The sequence below is a fragment of the Frankia sp. AgKG'84/4 genome (assembly GCF_023242965.2).
GTDB lineage: Bacteria > Actinomycetota > Actinomycetes > Frankiales > Frankiaceae > Frankia.
On record NZ_JALKFU020001027.1, the window covers coordinates 1 to 1,745 of the forward strand.

Genomic DNA, 1,745 nt, shown 5'->3' on the forward strand with positions numbered 1-1,745 from the left:
GTGGGTGACGAGCCGGCGGGCCGTCAGCGCGCCGAGCGCGCCCGTGCCGCCGGTCACCAGCACCGTGCCCGCCGGGTCCAGCGGCGTCGGCAGCGTGAGGACCAGCTTGCCGGTGTGCCGGGCGAGGCTGAGCTGGCGCAGCGCCTGGGGGGCGTGCCGGATGTCCCAGGCGGTCGTCGGCAGTGGCCGCAGCGCGCCTCGGGCGAACAGGGTCGCGAGGTCGGCGAGCATCACGGCGATCCGCGCTGGGTCGACGTCGAACAGGTCGAACGCCTGGTAGGTCACGCCGGGCCAGCGTGCCGCGACGGCGTCCGGCTCGCGCTGGTCGGTCTTGCCCATCTCGACGAACCGCCCACCGGCACCGAGCAGGCCCAGCGACGCGTCGGTGAACTCGCCGGCCAGCGCGTTGAGCACCACGTCGACGCCCCGCCCGCCGGTGGTGGCCCGGACGAGGTCGGCGAACTCCAGCGTCCGCGACGAACCGAGGTGCGCCTCGTCGAGGCCCTGGCGTCGCAGCACCGGCCACTTCGCCGGGCTGGCGGTGCCGAAGACCTCGGCACCGAGCTGCCGCGCGAGCTGCACCGCCGCCTGGCCGACCCCGCCGGTGGCGGCGTGGATCAGCACGGACTCACCGGCGCGCAGCCCACCGAGGCCGACCAGGCCGTGGTAGGCGGTGAGGAACGCGACCGGCACGCCGGCGGCCTGCCCGAACGACCAGCCCGGCGGGATCGCCGTCACCAGCCGGCGGTCGGTCACCGCCAGCGGGCCGAGCGTGCCCTGGACCAGGCCCATCACCCGGTCTCCCGGCACGAGGTCGGTGACGTCCGCACCGACCTCGACGACCACCCCGGCGCCTTCCGCGCCGATGCGGGCCCCACCCGGGTACATCCCCAGGCCGATCAGCACGTCCCGGAAGTTCAGCCCCGCCGCGCGCAGGGCGACCCGCACCTCGCCGGGGCCCAGCGTGCGCCGCGCGGCCGGTTCGGGCAGCAGCGCGAGGTCGTCCAGCGAGCCGGCGCTGGTCACGTCGAGCCGCCACGGCTCGGTGCCCGCGGGCACGACCAGCCTCGGTGTCGCGCTCAGCGGTGCCAGCAGCGGCCGGCGGATCTCCCCGTCGCGTACCGCCAGCTCGCTGTGCGCGGCAGGGGAGGCGGCGAGCAGCGCGAGGGCCGCGGTGACCGCCTCCCGCGAGGTGGACCGGCCGTCGACGTCGAGCAGCGCCACCCGGGCGGGATTCTCGGTGTGGGCGCTGCGGACCAGCCCCCAGCCGCCCGCGGCGGCGAGATCCTCGACGTCCTCACCCGGCCCGGTGGCCACGGCCCGCTCGGTCACGACCACGAGTCGGGACGCGGCGAACCGCTCGTCGGCCAGCCAGTCGCGCAGCAGCCGCAGCAGGTCCCGCGCGGTGGCGTGCGCGGCCTCGACCGGCCCGTCCACCGGTCCGTCAGCCGATCCGGCCGGCGTGGAACGGTGCTGGTGGACCACGAGGGTCGGCACGCGCCCACCGGCGTCGACCGTGGCCCGCAGGGCTGCCAGATCACCGGCGGCCGGCAGGCCGAACGCCGCCGCGTCGCCGAGGACGACGCGGTCGCCATACGTCGAACCCGCGCCGTCCAGCTCCGCGTCGCGTGCTCGCGCGCCGCCCGAATCCGTCCCGGTGTGCGGCACCGCCGGCCAGTCGACCAGGTACAGCCCCTCGTCGGCGTGGCGGGCGACCCGGAGGCCGTCGGCGAGCAGGGCTTGGG

The 1,745-nt window shown here is 77.1% G+C and carries 1 protein-coding gene; it reads right to left on the reverse strand.

Going from position 1 to position 1,745, the window contains the following annotated elements; genetic code table 11:
- A partial coding sequence (locus MXD58_RS26985; protein ID WP_250610675.1) for a SpnB-like Rossmann fold domain-containing protein occupies positions 1-1,745 on the reverse strand: 1,745 nt, incomplete at both ends.